The 19,092-nt window shown below is 40.4% G+C and carries 18 protein-coding genes and 1 other annotated feature; all 18 genes read left to right on the top strand.

Annotated features, from left to right (window positions below; all coding sequences use genetic code 11):
- Nucleotide 1: 1 nt before the first annotated feature.
- The 18 genes from ASU02_RS20615 to rpsJ all read left to right on the top strand — a co-directional run bounded on the left by ASU02_RS20615 (nt 2) and on the right by rpsJ (nt 19,091).
- Complete coding sequence (locus ASU02_RS20615; protein WP_057767175.1) at nt 2–511, top strand: NYN domain-containing protein; 510 nt, start codon at nt 2–4, stop codon at nt 509–511.
- Between the two features lie 70 nt (nt 512–581).
- Nucleotides 582–1,238 (top strand): RNA polymerase sporulation sigma factor SigH, encoded by a 657-nt coding sequence (gene sigH, locus ASU02_RS20620; RefSeq protein WP_165571567.1) that lies wholly within the window; start codon nt 582–584, stop codon nt 1,236–1,238.
- A 110-nt stretch (nt 1,239–1,348) separates the two neighbouring features.
- Nucleotides 1,349–1,492, top strand: coding sequence for a 50S ribosomal protein L33 (gene rpmG / locus ASU02_RS26070; RefSeq protein ID WP_082631877.1), 144 nt, complete (start codon nt 1,349–1,351; stop codon nt 1,490–1,492).
- Nucleotides 1,493–1,545: 53 nt separating this feature from the next.
- Nucleotides 1,546–1,728 (top strand): preprotein translocase subunit SecE, encoded by a 183-nt coding sequence (gene secE, locus ASU02_RS20625; protein ID WP_057767177.1) that lies wholly within the window; start codon nt 1,546–1,548, stop codon nt 1,726–1,728.
- A gap of 149 nt (nt 1,729–1,877) precedes the next feature.
- On the top strand, nt 1,878–2,411 hold the full coding sequence (nusG, locus tag ASU02_RS20630; protein WP_057767179.1) for a transcription termination/antitermination protein NusG: 534 nt from the start codon (nt 1,878–1,880) through the stop codon (nt 2,409–2,411).
- A 244-nt stretch (nt 2,412–2,655) separates the two neighbouring features.
- Complete coding sequence (gene rplK, locus ASU02_RS20635; protein ID WP_009336545.1) at nt 2,656–3,081, top strand: 50S ribosomal protein L11; 426 nt, start codon at nt 2,656–2,658, stop codon at nt 3,079–3,081.
- 275 nt (nt 3,082–3,356) lie between these two features.
- Complete coding sequence (gene rplA, locus ASU02_RS20640) at nt 3,357–4,055, top strand: 50S ribosomal protein L1 (RefSeq protein WP_057767182.1); 699 nt, start codon at nt 3,357–3,359, stop codon at nt 4,053–4,055.
- Nucleotides 4,056–4,105: 50 nt separating this feature from the next.
- Nucleotides 4,106–4,248, top strand: a sequence feature (ribosomal protein L10 leader region).
- 32 nt (nt 4,249–4,280) lie between these two features.
- Complete coding sequence (rplJ, locus tag ASU02_RS20645) at nt 4,281–4,781, top strand: 50S ribosomal protein L10 (protein WP_057767183.1); 501 nt, start codon at nt 4,281–4,283, stop codon at nt 4,779–4,781.
- A gap of 57 nt (nt 4,782–4,838) precedes the next feature.
- Nucleotides 4,839–5,201: a 50S ribosomal protein L7/L12 gene (rplL, locus tag ASU02_RS20650; protein WP_057767185.1), complete on the top strand. Its 363-nt coding sequence runs from the start codon at nt 4,839–4,841 to the stop codon at nt 5,199–5,201.
- A gap of 133 nt (nt 5,202–5,334) precedes the next feature.
- The gene (locus tag ASU02_RS20655; RefSeq protein ID WP_057767187.1) at nt 5,335–5,937 is read left to right on the top strand and encodes a class I SAM-dependent methyltransferase; all 603 of its coding nucleotides are present in this window, start codon (nt 5,335–5,337) and stop codon (nt 5,935–5,937) included.
- 271 nt (nt 5,938–6,208) lie between these two features.
- Nucleotides 6,209–9,769 carry a DNA-directed RNA polymerase subunit beta gene (gene rpoB / locus ASU02_RS20660; RefSeq protein ID WP_057767189.1) on the top strand — a complete coding sequence of 1,187 codons (3,561 nt, stop codon included), beginning with the start codon at nt 6,209–6,211 and terminating at the stop codon, nt 9,767–9,769.
- Between the two features lie 149 nt (nt 9,770–9,918).
- The gene (gene rpoC / locus ASU02_RS20665) at nt 9,919–13,518 is read left to right on the top strand and encodes a DNA-directed RNA polymerase subunit beta' (RefSeq protein WP_057767191.1); all 3,600 of its coding nucleotides are present in this window, start codon (nt 9,919–9,921) and stop codon (nt 13,516–13,518) included.
- Between the two features lie 156 nt (nt 13,519–13,674).
- On the top strand, nt 13,675–13,923 hold the full coding sequence (locus tag ASU02_RS20670; RefSeq protein ID WP_057767193.1) for a 50S ribosomal protein L7ae-like protein: 249 nt from the start codon (nt 13,675–13,677) through the stop codon (nt 13,921–13,923).
- 101 nt (nt 13,924–14,024) lie between these two features.
- A complete protein-coding gene (gene rpsL / locus ASU02_RS20675; protein ID WP_057767195.1) occupies nt 14,025–14,447 on the top strand; it encodes a 30S ribosomal protein S12 in 423 nt (140 codons plus the stop codon).
- 47 nt (nt 14,448–14,494) lie between these two features.
- Nucleotides 14,495–14,965 (top strand): 30S ribosomal protein S7, encoded by a 471-nt coding sequence (gene rpsG / locus ASU02_RS20680; protein ID WP_057767197.1) that lies wholly within the window; start codon nt 14,495–14,497, stop codon nt 14,963–14,965.
- A 51-nt stretch (nt 14,966–15,016) separates the two neighbouring features.
- Nucleotides 15,017–17,095 carry an elongation factor G gene (gene fusA / locus ASU02_RS20685; RefSeq protein ID WP_057767199.1) on the top strand — a complete coding sequence of 693 codons (2,079 nt, stop codon included), beginning with the start codon at nt 15,017–15,019 and terminating at the stop codon, nt 17,093–17,095.
- Nucleotides 17,096–17,216: 121 nt separating this feature from the next.
- Nucleotides 17,217–18,404 carry an elongation factor Tu gene (tuf, locus tag ASU02_RS20690; RefSeq protein WP_057767201.1) on the top strand — a complete coding sequence of 396 codons (1,188 nt, stop codon included), beginning with the start codon at nt 17,217–17,219 and terminating at the stop codon, nt 18,402–18,404.
- A gap of 378 nt (nt 18,405–18,782) precedes the next feature.
- Nucleotides 18,783–19,091, top strand: coding sequence for a 30S ribosomal protein S10 (gene rpsJ, locus ASU02_RS20695; RefSeq protein WP_009791329.1), 309 nt, complete (start codon nt 18,783–18,785; stop codon nt 19,089–19,091).
- The last annotated feature ends 1 nt before the right edge of the window (nt 19,092 follow it).

The following is a 19,092-nucleotide window of genomic DNA, read 5'->3' on the forward strand; positions in this document are numbered from 1 at the left end:
GATGAACATCCTAATTGTCGATGGATATAATGTGATTGGTGCTTGGCCAGAGTTAAGAGCACTTAAAGACAAGGATTTATCTGCAGCAAGAGATCGTTTAATAGAGAAAATGGCTGAATACCGAGCATATTCCGGTTATCGGGTGATCGTTGTTTTTGACGCCCATTTTGTGAAGGGCACAGAAAAACAGTATAAAAATCATAATGTAGAAGTAATCTTTACGAGAACCAATGAAACAGCGGATGAACGGATTGAAAAATTAGCAATCAGCCTCAACAATATAAAAACACAAATTCATGTAGCTACTTCAGATTATACGGAACAATGGGCTATATTTGGCCAAGGGGCACTGCGGAAATCATCAAGAGAATTATTAAATGAAATGAACAATATTGAAAATAGAATAGATAAAAAGGTAAAAAAAATACAAGAGGAAAGACCTTTCTCTAGAATACCGCTTAGCAATGAGGTATCAGAAATTTTTGAAAAATGGCGCAGAGGAAAGCCGTGAATGGTTGACGCTGGAAAAACGCCTGCTGTATAATATTTCTATCTATGTTTGTGCGGTCGGAGGGATCTGAGTGGATACTGACTTAAAGGCAATCGACGAAAGTGATTTAGAGTATTTACAGCTTGAAGACGAAGAATTGGTTGATTTAGTTCATCGTGGAGAAAGTGAAGCATTAGATTATTTGATTCATAAGTATCGTAATTTCGTTCGTGCAAAAGCAAGATCCTATTTTTTGATTGGTGCAGATAAAGAAGATATTGTTCAAGAAGGAATGATTGGCTTATATAAGGCGATTCGAGATTTCAAAGAGGACAAGCTTTCCTCGTTTAAAGCCTTTGCTGAGCTATGTATTACTAGACAAATTATTACAGCTATCAAAACAGCCACCCGGCAAAAACATATCCCGCTGAATTCCTACGTATCATTGGACAAGCCGATTTATGACGAGGAATCGGATCGGACATTAATGGATGTCATTTCTGGAGCGAAGGTTATGGATCCTGAAGAATTAATAATTAATCAGGAGGAGTTCGATCATATTGAGGTGAAAATGGCGGAGCTTTTGAGTGATTTGGAAAGAAAGGTACTTGCGCTTTATTTAGATGGCCAATCCTATCAAGAAATCTCAGAGGAGCTCAACCGTCACGTGAAATCAATTGATAATGCCCTTCAGCGAGTAAAGCGAAAGCTTGAGCGATATCTGGAGGTTCGCGAAATTTCTTTGTAACCTACTGAGCGTTGCTTTCTACTCTTTCTTCCAGTTTTCGCTGTTATTGACATCAATTATCGTCCGTGTTAAAGTTTTAAGGACGTAGAAGTATTTAGTAGGTGGAATAAATGAGGAAAAAAGTGGTACTAGCATGTGCCGAGTGCGGTTCTCGAAATTATTCAACGATGAATAACAAAGAAACTGAACGTTTAGAACTTAAAAAATTTTGTAAAACATGCAATAATCATACTACCCATCGCGAAACAAAATAAGGTTTATAGATAAAATTTTAAAGGATATTTTTCTTGGAGCTGGGGGTTACGACATGCAACGCATCTTGAAGTTTTTCCGTGATGTTGGCCGTGAAATGAGAAAGGTCAGCTGGCCAAAACGTAAAGAATTGACAAGCTATACAGTGACGGTTCTTGCAACAGTTGTGTTCTTTGCTGTGTTCTTTGCTGTAATTGATTTAGGTATTTCTGAACTGATTCGTTTAATTCTTGAATAACCCCTCTATGTCCATGGTATAATGGAGAATAACAGAGGAAACATTTGCAAAGCCCGGAAACGGGTTTTTTCATTTGGAAAAAAATACTCTACAATTAAAAACCCAAAATATATGATTACAGGGAGGGAAGGACGAACGAGTCCTCTTGAATGGAAAAGAATTGGTATGTTGTTCATACGTACTCAGGTTATGAAAACAAGGTAAAAGCTAACTTAGAGAAGCGTGTAGAATCAATGGCGATGCAAGATAAAATCTTTCGGGTGATTGTACCAGAAGAAGAAGAAACAGATTTCAAAAACGGAAAGAAAAAGGTTGTTAAACGAAAGGTATTCCCTGGATACGTATTAGTAGAAATCGTTATGACTGATGACTCTTGGTATGTAGTCCGTAATACGCCAGGTGTAACAGGGTTCGTTGGCTCTGCTGGATCTGGATCTAAACCGACTCCATTATTACCAGAAGAAGTTAATGTTATTTTGAAACGCATGGGTGTTGAAGAAAAACGTGTAGATATCGATTTTGAGCTTGGAGAAATGGTACAAGTGAAAGAAGGTCCATTCGCTAATTTTACAGGCTCGATTGAGGATATTGACAAAGATAAAGCGAAGATTAAAGTATTAGTAAATATGTTTGGCCGTGATACTCCAGTGGAACTAGATTTTTCACAGATTGAAAAATTATAAAAAAATTCAGAGGAAAGCTTCGAAATATTGAATGTTTTTTCTCTAACTTTAAAAAGTTATCCTTGCCTATTTGAAAAAAACTTGAAATCATCTTTAAAAAGTGGTAACATTTCAAAGGTCAGTATGTCTCGGACAATGAGACCGGACAAATTGCTAGAGTTCTTTATCTTTATATAAAGACTATAAGTTGAGTGGGAGGGAATTTCCCTATTACCACATCACGGACTTTAAGGAGGTGTGTCTCGTGGCTAAAAAAGTAATCAAACTTGTTAAATTGCAAATTCCAGCAGGTAAAGCAAACCCTGCACCGCCAGTTGGACCTGCACTAGGTCAAGCAGGTGTGAATATCATGGGATTCTGTAAGGAATTTAACGCTCGTACAGCTGAACAAGCTGGTTTAATCATTCCTGTTGAAATTACGGTTTTTGAAGACCGTTCATTTACATTTATTACGAAAACTCCTCCTGCTGCAGTTCTTCTTAAGAAAGCGGCTGGAATTGAGTCTGGTTCTGGTGAACCAAACCGTAATAAAGTAGCAACAGTCAAGCGTGACAAGGTACGCGAGATTGCTGAAACAAAAATGCCTGACCTAAACGCTGCAAGTGTTGAAGCTGCAATGCGTATGGTTGAAGGTACTGCTCGCAGCATGGGTATCGTTATCGAAGACTAATCCATGATGCTGTTCAACGGGGTTGCGTTGCTGAATTAGGTTTCACACGCAACCTTTTGTACGTCTATCTCAGACATATTTAGAGAGCGTCTGTACGTTTTATGATGTCTAGCTACGGCGCCTAGCCCCTCGAGGTCATAAGTCAATCTGACTAGAAGGTTAAAGAATAACCTTCCAGCCAGCTCGCCTTATGCTTGTCGGGGCTGAACAAGGCGCCTCCGCTTTTCGTCGTGGGAGGTTATTCCGCTAAAACCACAATCTAGGAGGAAATGAAAATGGCTAAAAAAGGTAAGAAGTATTTAGAAGCTAGCAAGCTTGTAGATAGCATGAAAGCTTATCCGATTGGAGAAGCTATTGAACTTGCGAAGAAAACAAATTTCGCTAAATTTGATGCAACTGTAGAAGTGGCATTCCGTTTAGGAGTAGACCCTAAGAAAGCTGACCAGCAAATCCGTGGAGCTGTTGTGCTTCCAAACGGTACTGGTAAAACTCAGCGCGTCCTTGTTTTTGCTAAAGGCGAAAAAGCGAAGGAAGCAGAAGCTGCAGGAGCAGATTTCGTAGGTGATGCTGACTACATCAACAAAATCCAACAAGGATGGTTTGACTTCGATGTAATCGTTGCTACACCAGATATGATGGGTGAAGTTGGTAAACTTGGACGTGTATTAGGACCAAAAGGCTTAATGCCAAACCCTAAAACAGGTACAGTTACATTTGATGTAGAAAAAGCAGTTAATGAAATTAAAGCTGGTAAAGTTGAATACCGTGTTGACAAAGCTGGTAACATCCACGTGCCAATCGGTAAAGTTTCATTTGAAAACGAAAAGCTTGTTGAAAACTTCAACACTATTTTTGATACTATGATGAAAGTTAAGCCTGCTGCTGCAAAAGGTACTTACATGAAGAACGTATCTGTTACTTCAACTATGGGACCTGGTGTAAAAGTAGACCCTTCAACTGTAACAGTAAAATAATAACAATTGACAAACAAATATACATTTAGTAATATGTATTTTGTTGTGAAAATAAAATAACATTTTTACCGTAGACAGCAGGCGCATTCATGCTTAATATCCTGCCGAGGTATTACGATAAAGTTAATTGATTTATTAACTATTGTATACTTCCTCCATGTCTGCAAAGGTGTGGAGGTTTTTTATGGACGGTTTAAATGTAGAATTTCTACAGGAGGTGTAAAGATGAGCAGTGCTATCGAACAAAAGAAACAGATCGTAGAAGAAATTGCTGATAAATTCAAAGCAAGTGTATCAACGATTGTAGTTGATTATCGTGGTCTTACTGTTGCGGAAGTAACTGAACTTCGTAAGCAACTTCGTGAAGCTGGTGTAGAATTCAAAGTATACAAGAATTCATTAACACGCCGTGCGGCTGAATTTGCTGAGCTTACAGGCTTAAATGAAGTGTTAACTGGTCCTAATGCGGTTGCATTCAGTACTGAAGATGTAGTTGCTCCAGCAAAAATCATTAATGATTTTGCGAAAAAACATGAAGCGCTTGAAATTAAAGCGGGTGTAATTGAAGGTAATGTTGCTTCAGTGGATGAAGTGAAGGCTCTTGCAGAACTTCCATCACGCGAAGGTTTACTTTCTATGCTACTCAGCGTTCTTCAAGCACCAATCCGCAATCTTGCTCTTGCTGCAAAAGCTGTTGCAGATCAGAAAGAAGAACAAGGCGCGTAAGTTAAGGTTAGCGTTAAACTAATAGAATCAAACCAAATATAAGGAGGAAATTTTATCATGACTAAAGAACAAATCATTGAAGCAGTTAAAAACATGACTGTTTTAGAATTAAACGACTTAGTAAAAGCTATCGAAGAAGAATTTGGTGTAACTGCTGCAGCTCCTGTAGCTGTTATGGGCGGAGCTGCTGCTGGCGCTGTTGAAGAAAAAACTGATTTTGATGTAATCCTTGCTTCTGCAGGCGATCAAAAAATCAAAGTTATCAAAGTTGTACGTGAAATCACTGGTCTTGGACTTAAAGAAGCAAAAGAACTTGTTGATAACACTCCAAAACCACTTAAAGAAGGCGCTTCTAAAGAAGAAGCTGAAGAAATCAAAGCTAAACTTGAAGAAGTTGGAGCTGGCGTTGAAGTTAAGTAATATAAATATTGAAAAGCCCGCTGTATAGCGGGCTTTTTTTGACCCGAAACAATGAAATGTCTTTTCGTGAATGAGAAGGTTGAAAACCTCTTTAGCTATCTACAATACTTTCTCCGTCGGAGGTGACTTTGTCTTGTCTGAACACTATTATTCCAAAACACAAAATGTTGAAAGTGACCCGAAATTCTGGAGTTTCACTCTTAATAATTATTCGTTCCGATTCAAAACAGATAATGGGGTATTCTCCAAAAAGGAAGTTGACTTTGGATCTAGACTGCTAATAGAAACATTCACAGAGCCGGCTATAGAAGGGAATATTCTTGATGTCGGCTGTGGATATGGACCGATTGGGTTATCTGTGGCGAAGCAAATGAAGGATCGACTTGTGCATATGATTGATGTAAATGAACGGGCGCTTTCACTTGCAGGGGAGAATGCGAAATTAAATGAAATTGAAAATGTTTGTATTTATGAAAGTGATCGGCTAGTGAATGTCAAGGGAAATCGATTTGCAGCAATTCTAACAAATCCGCCGATCCGCGCTGGAAAAAAGGTCGTTCATGATATCTTTGAACAAAGCTTTGATTGTCTGCTTCCTGGTGGAGAGCTTTGGGTTGTTATTCAAAAAAAACAGGGAGCTCCATCAGCGATTGAAAAAATGTCCGAAATGTACGGAGAAGTAGAGACGGTTGCGAAGAAAAAAGGATACTTTATTATAAAAGCAAAAAAAGATTGACTTGACTTTTTCCGTATGATAGTATTGTAAAATGCCAACATATTATATTCCGATTAATTACTAAAATGCACAAAAGTTGTATAAAAATGGTATTAATGGGAATGATAACAAAATAATTGTCGTAATGTGGAAATGTGGTTTTTTAGTTAAAACCCTTTTTCTTTTTGTCTAATCGAAAAGTGGTGAGCTTCCTACAGTTAGTATGTCTAACTCTAGTGCTTAGGGACTTCCATTTTTCTAATAATAACGCTTGATTTGAGGGGTGAATCAGTTGACAGGTCAACTAGTTCAGTATGGACGACACCGCCAACGTAGAAGTTACGCACGAATCAGTGAAGTTTTAGAATTACCAAATCTAATCGAAATCCAAACCTCTTCCTATCAATGGTTTCTTGATGAGGGTTTACGCGAAATGTTCCATGACATTTCTCCGATTGAAGACTTTACTGGTAATTTGTCGCTTGAATTTATTGATTACAGCCTTGGCGAACCAAAATATTCCGTTCCGGAATCGAAAGAAAGAGATGTTACATATTCTGCACCTTTACGTGTGAAAGTGCGTCTTGTAAACAAAGAAACAGGCGAAGTTAAAGACCAGGATGTCTTTATGGGTGACTTCCCGCTTATGACAGAAACAGGTACATTTGTGATTAATGGAGCTGAGCGTGTTATCGTTTCACAGCTTGTCCGTTCTCCAAGTGTATACTTTAGTGGAAAACTAGATAAAAACGGGAAAAAAGGCTATACGGCAACTGTAATCCCGAACCGCGGCGCTTGGCTTGAGTATGAAACAGATGCCAAGGATGTCGTATACGTTAGAATAGATCGTACTCGGAAACTGCCCGTTACGGTTCTTTTGCGTGCGCTTGGGTTCGGATCTGATCAAGAAATCATTGATTTGATTGGAGATAATGAGTACATCCGCAATACACTTGAAAAAGACAATACCGAAGGCACTGAAAAGGCGCTATTAGAAATTTATGAGCGTCTTCGTCCTGGGGAACCCCCAACAGTTGAGAATGCAAAGAGCTTATTGGTATCAAGGTTCTTTGATCCAAAACGCTACGATTTAGCGAATGTTGGTAGATATAAGATTAATAAAAAGCTTCATATTAAAAATAGATTGTTTGGTCAACGCCTTGCAGAAACACTTGTTGACCCTGAAACTGGGGAAATAGTTGCAGAAAAGGGCGTTGCCCTTGACCGCCGTACATTAGATCGGATTCTGCCTTATTTAGAAAAGAATATCGGCTTTAAATCTGTGAGTCTTGTAGGTGGTGTTCTGGAGGAAGATATTACACTCCAGTCGATTAAAATTTATGCACCAAATGAAGATGGCGAAAAGATTATTAATGTAATTGGCAATGCTTATGTGGAAGAGGCTGTGAAAAACATCTCTCCAGCTGACATTATTGCATCAATTAGTTATTTCTTTAACCTTCTGCATTCTGTTGGTCTTACAGATGATATTGATCACCTAGGAAATCGCCGTTTACGTTCTGTTGGAGAATTGCTTCAGAATCAGTTCCGTATCGGTCTTTCTAGAATGGAACGTGTCGTTCGTGAAAGAATGTCCATCCAGGATACAAATACGATTACTCCACAGCAGCTGATTAATATTCGTCCTGTCATTGCGTCGATTAAAGAATTCTTTGGCAGTTCGCAGTTATCTCAGTTCATGGATCAAACAAACCCGCTTGCAGAGCTGACGCATAAACGCCGACTTTCTGCTCTTGGACCTGGTGGTTTAACGCGTGAAAGAGCTGGTATGGAAGTTCGAGACGTACACTACTCCCACTATGGCCGTATGTGTCCAATCGAAACACCAGAGGGTCCGAACATTGGATTGATCAACTCATTATCATCATTTGCAAAAGTAAACCGATTTGGGTTTATTGAAACACCGTTCCGCAGAATTGATCCTGAAACAGGAAAAGTGACTAGCCGCATTGATTATCTGACTGCAGATGAAGAGGATAATTATGTTGTTGCGCAAGCGAACGTTCGTCTTGATGATGATGGTTCCTTCCTTGACGAGGAAGTTGTTGCTCGTTTCAGAGGGGAGAATACAGTTGTTGCCCGTGATCGCGTTGACTATATGGATGTTTCACCTAAGCAGGTTGTATCCGCTGCAACAGCATGTATTCCGTTCTTAGAAAATGATGACTCCAACCGTGCGTTAATGGGAGCAAACATGCAACGTCAGGCTGTTCCGTTAATGCAGCCACAAGCCCCGCGTGTTGGAACGGGAATGGAATATGTTTCAGGGAAAGATTCCGGTGCTGCAGTTATTTGTAAGCATGAGGGAATTGTTGAACATGTAGAAGCTCGTGAAGTATGGGTTCGCAGAATTAACACAATCGATGGCCAAGAAGTAAAAGGCGATCTCGATAAATATAAATTACTCAAGTTCATCCGTTCAAATCAGGGAACTTGCTATAATCAACGCCCAATCGTGGCAGTTGGCAACCGTGTAACAAAGGGTGAGATACTTGCCGATGGACCGTCAATGGAGCTTGGAGAATTAGCCCTTGGCCGCAATGTTCTAGTTGCCTTTATGACATGGGATGGTTATAACTACGAGGATGCAATCATCATGAGTGAGCGCCTTGTAAAAGATGATGTGTATACTTCTATTCATATTGAGGAATATGAATCAGAATCACGTGATACAAAGCTTGGACCAGAAGAAATTACCCGTGATATCCCAAATGTTGGGGAAGATGCCCTGCGTAACTTGGATGAGCGTGGAATTATTCGTACGGGTGCTGAAGTGAAGGATGGAGACCTTCTAGTTGGTAAAGTTACACCTAAGGGAGTAACAGAACTGACTGCTGAGGAAAGACTCCTACATGCAATCTTTGGTGAAAAGGCACGTGAAGTACGTGATACTTCACTTCGTGTACCTCATGGCGGCGGCGGTATCGTTCTAGACGTAAAAGTCTTCAACAGAGAAGATGGGGATGAACTTCCACCGGGAGTCAACCAATTAGTTCGTGTTTATATTGTTCAAAAGCGTAAAATCTCTGAAGGAGATAAGATGGCTGGACGACACGGGAACAAAGGGGTTATCTCACGGATTTTACCAGAAGAAGATATGCCTTATATGCCGGATGGCACACCTGTTGACATCATGTTAAATCCACTAGGAGTTCCATCTCGTATGAATATTGGGCAGGTGCTTGAGCTTCATCTTGGAATGGCTGCTAGAGCGCTTGGTATTCATGTAGCTTCACCGGTTTTTGATGGAGCGAGCGAGGAAGATGTTTGGGAAACGATTGAAGAAGCTGGAATGGCACGTGATGCGAAAACAGTTCTATATGATGGACGTTCAGGAGAACCGTTTGATAACCGCGTATCGGTTGGGGTTATGTATATGATCAAACTGGCACACATGGTTGATGACAAACTTCACGCCCGTTCAACTGGACCATACTCACTTGTAACTCAGCAGCCGTTGGGCGGTAAAGCACAATTTGGCGGACAGCGTTTTGGTGAGATGGAGGTATGGGCATTAGAGGCTTATGGTGCTGCATATACACTACAAGAAATATTAACCGTTAAATCGGATGATGTTGTTGGACGTGTAAAAACATACGAATCCATTGTTAAGGGCGAAAACGTCCCTGAACCGGGAGTACCAGAATCATTTAAGGTACTTATTAAAGAGCTTCAAAGTTTAGGAATGGATGTAAAAATTCTTTCCGGTGATGAAGAAGAAATTGAAATGCGTGATACGGAGGATGACGAAGAAGTACAGCAAGCTGAATCTTTAGCGATTGCTCCGGAACCACAAAATATTGAACAAGAGGAAGTTGTTACAAAGGAATAACTTCTAAGAAACAGTAACCAATCGCTTTATGCTCCTTCGGCCCCGTTTACAAGAAGTGACGGTGGCCCGAAGGATAATATAGTTGCACCCTGTTTGCTACATATGGGCAATAAGGGAAGAGCCCGGAGATCAAAAGGGAGGTAGGCCCCTTGCTAGATGTAAACAATTTTGAGTATATGAAAATCGGTCTAGCTTCACCAGATAAGATTCGTTCATGGTCACATGGTGAAGTAAAAAAACCGGAAACAATTAATTACCGTACATTAAAACCAGAAAAAGATGGTTTATTCTGTGAGCGTATTTTTGGTCCTACGAAGGATTGGGAATGTCATTGCGGAAAATATAAGAGAGTTCGCTATAAAGGTGTAGTTTGTGACCGATGCGGTGTTGAAGTAACTCGTGCAAAAGTCCGTCGTGAAAGAATGGGACACATCGAGCTAGCTGCTCCGGTATCTCATATTTGGTATTTTAAAGGAATTCCGAGTCGTATGGGACTTGTTCTTGATATGTCTCCTCGTGCGCTTGAAGAAGTTATTTATTTTGCGTCTTATGTAGTAACTGAGCCTGGTGATACGGCACTTGAGAAAAAACAGTTATTATCAGAAAAAGAATACCGTGCATATCGCGAAAAGTACGGGAATAAATTCCAAGCATCAATGGGTGCGGAGTCAATTAAAAAACTCCTTTCGGATATTGACCTTGATAAAGAAGTTGATATCTTAAAAGAAGAATTAAGAACAGCTCAAGGACAACGAAGAACACGTGCGATTAAGCGATTAGAAGTACTAGAGGCATTCCGTGGGTCAGGCAATGAACCATCTTGGATGATTCTAGATGTTCTTCCGGTAATTCCTCCAGAATTGCGTCCAATGGTACAGCTTGATGGCGGCCGTTTCGCAACTTCAGATCTTAATGACCTTTACCGTCGAGTGATCAACAGAAATAATCGTTTGAAACGGTTATTAGATCTTGGCGCACCAAGCATTATCGTACAAAACGAAAAGAGAATGCTTCAAGAAGCGGTCGATGCATTAATCGATAACGGACGCCGAGGACGCCCAGTTACTGGTCCAGGTAACCGTCCGTTAAAATCTCTATCACATATGCTAAAAGGTAAGCAAGGTCGTTTCCGTCAAAATCTTTTAGGGAAACGTGTTGACTATTCTGGCCGTTCAGTTATTGTTGTCGGACCGAATTTAAAGATGTATCAATGTGGTCTTCCTAAAGAAATGGCATTGGAGTTATTTAAGCCATTCGTTATGAAAGAATTAGTTGAAAAGGGTCTATCACATAATATTAAATCTGCAAAACGTAAAATTGAAAGAGTACAGCCTGAAGTATGGGACGTTCTTGAAAGTGTCATTAAAGAGCATCCAGTTCTTCTGAATCGTGCACCAACACTTCACAGACTTGGTATTCAGGCGTTTGAGCCAACAATTGTTGAAGGGCGTGCGATCCGTCTGCATCCGCTTGTGTGTACAGCATACAACGCAGACTTTGACGGAGATCAAATGGCTGTTCACGTACCACTTTCATCTGAAGCACAAGCAGAAGCTAGACTACTAATGCTTGCGGCTCAAAATATCTTGAACCCGAAAGATGGAAAACCGGTTGTTACTCCTTCTCAGGATATGGTATTAGGTAACTATTACTTAACGTTGGAAAGAGATGGAGCAGTTGGGGAAGGGATGATTTTTAAAGATATAAATGAGGCGTTGCTTGCCTACCAAAATGGGTATGTGCATTTGCATACACGTGTAGCTGTTCACGCTGGATCTTTAAAAAATCCAACCTTTACTGAAGAGGAAAACAAAAAGCTATTAATATCAACGGTTGGGAAATTAATTTTTAACGAGATTTTACCAACATCATTCCCTTATATTAATGAACCTACAAGGCAAAATCTTGAGGTGGAAACACCGAAGCAATATTTTGTTGAGCAAGGAACGGATGTTCTTTCTGTTATTCGTGAAATGCCGCTTGTAGATCCATTTAAGAAGAAAATCCTTGGGAATATTATTGCAGAAGTATTCAAGCGATATAAAATTACGGAAACGTCCAAAATGCTTGACCGTATGAAAGACCTTGGATTCAAATACTCCACTAAAGCCGGGATTACAGTTGGTGTAGCAGATATCGTTGTACTTGGTGAGAAGGAACAAATCATTCATGATGCACAGAATAAAGTTGATAACGTTATGAAGCAATTCAGACGCGGCCTTATCACCGAAGATGAGCGTTATGATCGTGTTATTTCTATCTGGAGTGCAGCGAAAGATGTCATTCAAGAAAGACTAATGAAATCACTTGATAAGTCGAACCCAATCTTTATGATGAGTGACTCTGGTGCCCGTGGTAACGCATCAAACTTTACTCAGTTAGCAGGTATGCGCGGACTGATGGCCAACCCGGCTGGACGAATTATCGAGTTGCCGATCAAATCAAGTTTCCGTGAAGGATTAACAGTATTAGAATACTTTATTTCTACTCACGGTGCTCGTAAAGGTCTTGCGGATACCGCATTGAAAACGGCTGACTCAGGTTACTTAACGCGTCGTCTTGTTGATGTAGCACAAGATGTCATTGTCCGTGAAGATGATTGCGGAACAGATCGCGGCTTAAAAATTAGCTCGTTGAAGGATGGAACTGAAGTGATTGAGACGCTAGAGGAACGTCTAGTCGGACGTTATGCTAGAAAATCAATTAAACATCCTGAAACGAACGAAGTGATTGTGCCTGAGAATGGTCTAATTACTGAAGATCTTGCTGAAGCAGTTATTAAAGCGGGTATTGAAGAAGTTTGGATTCGATCAGCGTTTACATGTAATACACGTCACGGTGTTTGTAAGAAATGTTACGGCCGTAACCTAGCAACTGGTCAAGAAGTAGAGGTAGGAGAAGCTGTAGGTATTATCGCTGCTCAATCTATCGGGGAACCAGGTACACAGTTAACGATGCGTACCTTCCATACTGGTGGAGTTGCAGGGGACGATATTACTCAAGGTTTACCGCGTATTCAAGAGATTTTTGAAGCGCGTAACCCTAAGGGCGTCGCGGTTATTACTGAAATTGAAGGTGTAGTCGTTGGTATAAACGAGGGCCGCGATCGACAACAGGAAATTGTCGTTCAAGGTGAAGTGGAATCACGAACGTATACAGCGCCTTACACTTCTAGACTAAAAGTAGCTGTAAATGATCATGTAGAACGTGGACAGGAACTAACGGAAGGTTCTATTGACCCGAAAGAGTTAATAAGAATAAAAGATGTAACAGCAGTACAAGAATACCTGTTACGTGAAGTGCAAAAAGTTTACCGTATGCAAGGGGTAGAAATTGGCGACAAGCACGTTGAGGTTATGGTTCGTCAAATGCTTCGTAAAGTACGTGTCATTGATGCGGCAGAAACAGACGTACTTCCTGGTACATTGCTGGATATCCATCAATTTACTGATGCGAACGAAAAAGCCCTACTTGCTGGGAAGTTACCAGCAACAGGCCGTCCTGTACTGCTCGGTATTACAAAAGCATCTCTTGAAACAGACTCATTCTTATCTGCGGCATCCTTCCAAGAAACAACAAGAGTTCTTACAGATGCAGCGATTAAAGGAAAACGTGATGAACTGCTTGGCTTAAAGGAAAATGTTATTATCGGAAAATTAGTTCCTGCTGGAACAGGTATGCAGCGTTATAGACGTGCTGAACCATACACAAATGAAGAAGCAACTGAGGATGCTGTAACAGTAGAATAGAATCCTTATTAGGTGCTAGCTGGCTTGACCAGCTAGCACCTAAATTTTCCGGCTATTTTTTAAAATAAAATCGGATTGTTTGTTGACATAGGAGTTTTAAGGTGGTAATATAGCAAAGGTGCTCCTATTAACCGAATACTTTGGAGGATATCATACATGTCTTATGAAAAAGTATTGCAGGCAAAAGATGTTGTAATAGGAACAAAGCAAACGGTGAAAGCACTAAAACTAGGAACAGTAAACGAAGTTGTAGTTGCTAGAGATGCTGATCATAAGGTCATAGCAAAAATAGTGAGTGCAGCAGAGGAGACAATGGTTCCTATCCTGTATGTCGATTCGATGAAAAAGCTTGGGAAGGCATGCGGTATAGATGTGGGTGCGGCAGCTATTGCAATAATTAATTAAAAACTGTTTTTGTAGATGGTATCTGCGAAGACTTTGTTTTTTGCAACAAAATGAACCACCTGGATGTGTGGGCTTAACAAAAATGAAGGGAGGACAATTACATGCCTACTATTAACCAATTAGTGCGTAAACCTCGTAAAACTAAAGAGGAAAAGTCAAAATCACCAGCACTAAATAAAGGCTATAACAGCTTTAAAAAAGCACAAACTAATGTATCTTCACCACAAAAACGCGGTGTGTGTACTCGTGTTGGTACAATGACACCGAAAAAACCTAACTCAGCGTTACGTAAATATGCGCGTGTTCGTTTATCTAACGGAATCGAGGTTAATGCTTACATTCCTGGTATCGGACACAACCTACAAGAACACAGCGTTGTGTTAATTCGTGGCGGACGTGTGAAAGACTTACCGGGGGTACGTTATCACATCGTACGCGGAGCATTAGATACAGCTGGTGTTGCAAACCGTATGCAAGGCCGTTCTAAATACGGTGCGAAGAGACCAAAAGCACCTAAGAAATAATTAAACAAAAATATTATTGAAAAGAATTTCCGAAAGGAGGAAATAACATGCCACGTAAAGGTCCTGTAGCAAAAAGAGATGTATTGCCGGATCCGATTTATAATTCAAAGCTTGTTAGCCGTCTAATCAACAAAATGATGATTGATGGTAAAAGAGGTAAATCACAAGCTATTTTATATTCTGCGTTTGAAATTATTAGTGAGCGAGCTGGCAAAGAGCCGATGGAAGTATTTGATCAAGCACTTAAGAACATCATGCCAGTACTTGAAGTTAAAGCTCGCCGTGTAGGTGGATCAAACTATCAAGTACCAGTAGAGGTGCGTCCTGATCGTCGTACAACACTTGGTCTTCGCTGGTTAGTAAACTATGCTCGTCTCCGCGGTGAGAAAACGATGGAAGAGCGTTTAGCTAACGAAATCCTTGATGCAGCTAATAATACTGGTGCATCTGTTAAGAAACGTGAAGATACACATAAAATGGCAGAAGCGAACAAAGCGTTTGCTCACTACCGCTGGTAAAATTAGAAGTATAAATAAAATAACACTCATACTAGGAAGGAGAAAGACCCAATGGCAAGAGAGTTCTCCTTGAAAAATACTCGTAATATCGGCATCATGGCTCACATCGATGCCGGTAAGACAACAACAACGGAGCGTGTACTTTACTACACTGGTAAAATCCATAAAATTGGTGAAACGCATGAAGGTGCTTCACAAATGGACTGGATGGAGCAAGAGCAAGAACGTGGAATTACAATCACTTCTGCTGCAACAACTGCTCAATGGAAAGGCCACCGTGTTAACATTATTGATACACCAGGGCACGTAGACTTCACAGTTGAAGTAGAACGTTCACTTCGTGTACTTGATGGTGCTGTGGCTGTACTTGATGCTCAATCTGGTGTTGAACCACAAACAGAAACAGTTTGGCGTCAGGCTACAACATATGGAGTTCCACGTGTTGTGTTCGTTAACAAAATGGACAAACTTGGTGCAGACTTCTTATACTCTTTGAAAACACTCCATGATCGTTTACAAGCTAATGCAGCTGCTATTCAGTTACCAATCGGTGCTGAAGACCAATTCGAAGGTATTATTGACCTTATCGAAATGAGAGCTACATTCTACGGAAACGATTTAGGCACTGATATTGAAGAGCGTGAAATCCCTGCAGAATACATGGATCAAGCTGAAGAATACCGTGAAAAGTTAATTGAAGCGGTAGCTGAACTTGATGAGAATTTAATGGAAAAGTATCTTGGTGGAGAAGAAATCTCTAACGAAGAGTTGAAAGCAGCTATTCGTAAAGGTACTGTAAACGTTGAATTCTACCCAGTAATCTGTGGTTCTGCTTTCAAAAACAAAGGTGTTCAAAAAATGCTTGACGCAGTTATCGATTATCTTCCATCGCCGCTTGATGTACCTGCAATTAAAGGTACTCTGCCAGATAGTGATGAAGAAATTGAACGTCATTCAAGTGACGAAGAGCCGTTCGCAGCTCTAGCGTTCAAAGTTATGACAGACCCTTATGTTGGTAAGCTTACATTCTTCCGTGTTTACTCTGGAACATTGAACTCAGGTTCATATGTACAAAACTCTACGAAAGGTAAACGTGAACGTGTAGGACGTATCCTGCAAATGCACGCTAACTCTCGTGAAGAGATTTCAACAGTATATGCTGGAGATATCGCTGCAGCTGTAGGTCTTAAAGATACTACAACTGGAGATAGTCTATGTGATGAAAAGAATCTTGTTATTCTTGAGTCAATGGAATTCCCAGAGCCAGTTATTCAATTATCTATCGAACCTAAATCAAAGGCTGACCAAGATAAGATGACTACTGCTCTACAAAAATTACAAGAAGAAGATCCGACATTCCGTGCGCATACCGATCAGGAAACTGGTCAGGTAATCATCGCTGGTATGGGTGAACTTCACCTTGATATCCTTGTTGACCGTATGAAACGTGAATTCAAAGTGGAAGCTAACGTTGGTGCACCACAGGTTGCATATCGCGAAACTTTCCGTGGTTCTGCATCAGTTGAGGGTAAATTTGCTCGTCAATCTGGTGGTCGTGGACAATTCGGACACGTTTGGATCGAGTTCTCTCCAAACGAAGAAGGAAAAGGCTTTGAATTCGAAAACGGCATCGTTGGTGGGGTTGTACCTCGTGAATACATCCCAGCTGTTCAAGCAGGTCTTGAAGATGCGCTTGACAGAGGAGTTCTTGCTGGTTATCCGCTAGTTGATATTAAGGCAAGACTGTTTGATGGTTCATACCATGATGTTGACTCATCAGAAATGGCGTTTAAAATTGCGGCTTCTATGGCTCTTAAAAATGCCGCTTCTAAATGTAAACCGGTCATTCTTGAACCAGTAATGCGCGTTGAAGTAATTATCCCTGAGGAGTACTTAGGAGATATTATGGGTAACGTAACTTCTCGCCGTGGACGTGTAGAAGGTATGGACGCTCGCGGAAACGCACAAGTAGTCCGTGCAATGGTTCCACTTTCTGAAATGTTTGGTTATGCAACTTCATTGCGTTCAAGCACGCAAGGTCGTGGGGTATTCTCAATGCACTTCGATCACTATGAAGAAGTACCAAAATCAATTTCAGAAGAAATCATCAAAAAAAATAAAGGTGAATAATTGATTTTACCTTATTAATCAAGTATAACTACTTATGTAGGCTAATGAGCTGCAAAAAGAATAATCTTTTTGCAGCTCACCCAAATACTTAACTTTTATAATTTAAAGGAGGATTTTCCTAATGGCAAAAGCTAAATTCGACCGTTCAAAACCCCATGTTAACATTGGTACAATCGGACACGTTGACCATGGTAAAACTACATTAACAGCTGCAATCACTACTGTACTTGCAAAAGCAGGTGGCGGTGAAGCACGCGGTTATGATCAAATTGACAACGCTCCTGAAGAAAAAGAGCGTGGAATTACAATCTCTACTTCTCACGTTGAGTATGAAACTGCTAACCGTCACTATGCACACGTTGACTGCCCAGGACACGCTGACTATGTTAAAAACATGATCACTGGTGCTGCTCAAATGGACGGCGGTATCCTAGTAGTATCTGCTGCTGATGGTCCAATGCCACAAACTCGTGAGCACATTCTTCTTTCTCGTCAAGTAGGTGTTCCTTACCTTGTTGTATTCATGAACAAATGTGACATGGTAGATGATGAAGAACTTCTTGAATTAGTTGAAATGGAAATTCGTGATCTATTATCAGAATATGAATTCCCTGGCGATGACATTCCAGTTGTTAAAGGTTCAGCTCTTAAAGCTCTTGAAGGCGAAGCTGAATGGGAAGAAAAAATCGTTGAACTTATGGCTGCTGTTGATGAGTACGTTCCAAACCCAGCACGTGATACTGAAAAGCCATTCATGATGCCAGTTGAGGATGTATTCTCAATCACTGGTCGTGGAACAGTTGCTACTGGACGTGTTGAGCGTGGAGTAGTTAAAGTTGGGGATGTTATCGAAATCACTGGTTTCACTGAAGAGCCAAAATCTACAACTGTAACTGGTGTAGAAATGTTCCGTAAATTACTTGACTATGCAGAAGCTGGTGACAACATTGGTGCTCTTCTTCGTGGTGTTGCACGTGAAGAAATCCAACGTGGCCAAGTGCTTGCAAAGCCAGGTACTATTAAGCCTCACACAACTTTCAAAGCTGAAGTTTATGTTTTATCAAAAGAAGAAGGTGGACGTCACACTCCATTCTTCACAAACTACCGTCCTCAGTTCTACTTCCGTACAACTGATGTAACTGGTATTTGTAACCTTCCTGAAGGCGTAGAAATGGTTATGCCTGGTGACAACATTGAAATGCACGTTGAGCTTATCGCTCCAATCGCTATCGAAGAAGGAACTAAGTTCTCAATTCGTGAAGGTGGACGTACAGTAGGCGCTGGCGTTGTTGCTACAATCGTTGAATAATTAAATTTTTAAAAACCAGATGGGTGACGATCCATCTGGTTTTTTTATTGAAAAGTATTAGACTATTTCGTGTTTCTTCTATAGTAATAAGATATTTTAGGAACAATGTTATTTGTTTGTATGAAATAATTGGTTTGTGCGGTTGAGGCTTGAAAAAGTCCATTGATGCCGCTATAATAATACAAGTGTGCAAAACAAAAAGAAATTATATGAAGCTATTGCATTTCATGAATAATTTCTGTATAATAGACAATGTTGGTCTTTGACTGCGATGATGTGAAAGGTTGCTGACACACCCGGCCGCTTTGCCATGGCGAGTGTGTGGGAAATTTTCACTGAGAATGTCTATTTGAAAATAGGCGAAAAGGAGGGAAAATAATGGCAAAACAAAAAATTCGTATTCGTTTAAAAGCGTATGATCACAGAATCCTTGATCAATCTGCTGAAAAGATTGTAGAGACTGCAAAACGTTCTGGTGCGGCTGTATCTGGTCCGATTCCATTACCAACTGAGAAGTCTATTTATACAATCCTTCGTGCGGTTCATAAATATAAAGATTCTCGTGAGCAATTCGAAATGCGTACGCATAAACGTCTAATCGACATCATTAACCCAACACCACAAACGGTTGATTCGCTAATGCGTTTAGACTTACCGTCTGGTGTAGATATCGAAATTAAACTTTAAT

Origin of the sequence: Cytobacillus praedii (genome assembly GCF_001439605.1) — a bacterium.
In the GTDB taxonomy this organism is placed as follows: Bacteria; Bacillota; Bacilli; order Bacillales; family Cytobacillaceae; genus Cytobacillus; species Cytobacillus praedii.

What these genes read in the sequence shown, in the direction of transcription:
- rpsJ (WP_009791329.1), top strand. Translation starts at nt 18,783, where the DNA reads ATGGCAAAACAAAAAATTCGTATTCGTTTAAAAGCGTATGATCACAGA.
- rpmG (WP_082631877.1), top strand. Translation starts at nt 1,349, where the DNA reads ATGAGGAAAAAAGTGGTACTAGCATGTGCCGAGTGCGGTTCTCGAAAT.
- tuf (WP_057767201.1), top strand. Translation starts at nt 17,217, where the DNA reads ATGGCAAAAGCTAAATTCGACCGTTCAAAACCCCATGTTAACATTGGT.
- ASU02_RS20670 (WP_057767193.1), top strand. Translation starts at nt 13,675, where the DNA reads ATGTCTTATGAAAAAGTATTGCAGGCAAAAGATGTTGTAATAGGAACA.
- rpsL (WP_057767195.1), top strand. Translation starts at nt 14,025, where the DNA reads ATGCCTACTATTAACCAATTAGTGCGTAAACCTCGTAAAACTAAAGAG.
- rplA (WP_057767182.1), top strand. Translation starts at nt 3,357, where the DNA reads ATGGCTAAAAAAGGTAAGAAGTATTTAGAAGCTAGCAAGCTTGTAGAT.
- nusG (WP_057767179.1), top strand. Translation starts at nt 1,878, where the DNA reads ATGGAAAAGAATTGGTATGTTGTTCATACGTACTCAGGTTATGAAAAC.
- secE (WP_057767177.1), top strand. Translation starts at nt 1,546, where the DNA reads ATGCAACGCATCTTGAAGTTTTTCCGTGATGTTGGCCGTGAAATGAGA.
- ASU02_RS20615 (WP_057767175.1), top strand. Translation starts at nt 2, where the DNA reads ATGAACATCCTAATTGTCGATGGATATAATGTGATTGGTGCTTGGCCA.
- rpsG (WP_057767197.1), top strand. Translation starts at nt 14,495, where the DNA reads ATGCCACGTAAAGGTCCTGTAGCAAAAAGAGATGTATTGCCGGATCCG.
- fusA (WP_057767199.1), top strand. Translation starts at nt 15,017, where the DNA reads ATGGCAAGAGAGTTCTCCTTGAAAAATACTCGTAATATCGGCATCATG.
- rplJ (WP_057767183.1), top strand. Translation starts at nt 4,281, where the DNA reads ATGAGCAGTGCTATCGAACAAAAGAAACAGATCGTAGAAGAAATTGCT.
- rplL (WP_057767185.1), top strand. Translation starts at nt 4,839, where the DNA reads ATGACTAAAGAACAAATCATTGAAGCAGTTAAAAACATGACTGTTTTA.